Annotated in this window: 2 protein-coding genes; both read right to left on the bottom strand. The window is 66.6% G+C overall.

Features of this window, described 5'->3' with window-relative positions; genetic code table 11:
- Nucleotides 1-93: 93 nt before the first annotated feature.
- On the bottom strand, nucleotides 94-1,251 hold the full coding sequence (locus tag I0Q12_RS03580; protein ID WP_197250630.1) for an acyl-CoA dehydrogenase family protein: 1,158 nt from the start codon (nucleotides 1,249-1,251) through the stop codon (nucleotides 94-96).
- Nucleotides 1,252-1,274: 23 nt separating this feature from the next.
- Nucleotides 1,275-1,718 (bottom strand): nitronate monooxygenase family protein (locus tag I0Q12_RS03575; RefSeq protein WP_197250629.1); only part of this gene is annotated, 444 nt, incomplete at its 5' end.

Genomic DNA, 1,718 nt, shown 5'->3' with positions numbered 1-1,718 from the left:
AGCGCGCGCTTACCCGTCAGGTCGAACATGCTCACTCCTCACGTGGAGGTGATGGGAACCCAGTCGGTCCCGGGCTCCCATCACCCAACGGGATCAGGCGAATTCGGACGCGATGTCGCGGCCGATGATCTCCTTCATGATCTCGGTGGTGCCGCCGTAGATCGTCTGGATGCGGGCGTCGACGTAGGCGCGCGCGATCGGGTACTCCATCATGTAGCCGTAACCACCGTGCAACTGCACACCGCGGTCGACGACACGCTTCTGCAGCTCGGTCGCCCACCACTTGGCCTTCGACGCATCCACCGCCGTGAGCTCGCCGGCGTTGAGCGCGAGCACGCACCGGTCGATGTGCGACTCGGTGACCTCGATCTCGGTGAGCATCTCGGCGAGCACGAAACGGGTGTTCTGCAGGTCGCCGATCGGCTTGCCGAATGCCTTGCGCTCGAACGCATACCGCTTGGTCCACTCGTACGCGGCGCGGGCCGACGTGATCGCGGAGACGGCGATGCCGATACGCTCGAGCGGCAGGTTCTCCATGAGGTGGAAGAACCCGCGACCCTCGCCACCGAGGAGGTTCTCCGCCGGCACCCGCGCGTCCTCGAAGACGAGCTCGGCGGTGTCCTGGGCCGCGAGGCCCACCTTGTGCAGCTTGCGTCCACGGCTGAATCCGGGGGTGTCGCGCTCGACCACGATGAGCGAGAATCCCTTGGCGCCGGCACCCGGATCCGTCCGGCACACGACGATCACCAGATCGGAGTGGATACCGTTGGTGATGAACGTCTTCTGGCCGTTGATGACCCATTCGTCACCGTCGCGCACGGCGGTGGTCTTGACGCCCTGCAGGTCCGATCCGGCGCCCGGTTCGGTCATCGCGATCGCGCCGATCACCTCGCCGGCCGCCATGCGCGGCAGCCAGCGGGCCTTCTGCTCCTCGGTACCGAGATGCAGGATGTAGGGAATGACGATGTCGTCCTGCAGTGCGAGGGTCGCGCCGAAGGACGTGGTGCCGGTGCGCGCGATCTCCTCCTGGACGACGTGCCGGAACCGGAAATCGGTGACGCCGGAGCCGCCGAACTCCTCCGGCACACCGAGACCCAGGATCCCGGACTTGCCCGCCTCCAGGTAGACGTTGCGGTCGATGAGCCGCTCTTCTTCCCAGCGTTCGTAGTTCGGCACGACCTCGCGGGCGAGGAACTCGCGCACGGTCTCCCGGTACGCCTCGTGGTCGGCTTCGAACAGTGTGCGTTTCATGGTGTCCCCCAATATTTCTGTGGTCAGGCGTTCACGCGCGACATCATGCCCGCGAGACGCTCGGAGATCAGTGCTTCGGCCTCGGCGACGATGCGCTCGACGAGCTCACCGGCCGTGGGGATGTCGTGGATGATGCCCTGGACCGTTCCGACGGTCCAGATGCCCGCCTCGGGATCACCGTTCTCGTACACGAGGCGGCCGCGGGCACCGGCGACCAGTTCGCGCACGTCCTCGAACTTCCCTCCGCGGTCGAGGATCTCGACGACCTCCCGGCTGACGGTGTTGCTCGCGACGCGCGCGGTGTTGCGCAGCGGGCGGAAGATCAGCTCGGTGTCGGTTTCCTTCCCCGCGACGATGGCTTCCTTGATCCGCTGGTGGATCGGGGATTCGGCGGTGCACATGAACCGGGTGCCCATGTTGATGCCGTCGGCACCGAGCGCGAGCGCCGCGACGAGACCGCGGCCGTC

It is taken from the genome of Rhodococcus sp. CX, assembly GCF_015865005.1.
In the GTDB taxonomy this organism is placed as follows: Bacteria; Actinomycetota; Actinomycetes; order Mycobacteriales; family Mycobacteriaceae; genus Rhodococcus.
Note: the sequence above shows the minus strand (reverse complement) of the source record. Positions and strands in the feature narration are given on the sequence as shown.

What these genes read in the sequence shown, in the direction of transcription:
- I0Q12_RS03580 (WP_197250630.1), bottom strand. Translation starts at nt 1,251, where the DNA reads ATGAAACGCACACTGTTCGAAGCCGACCACGAGGCGTACCGGGAGACC.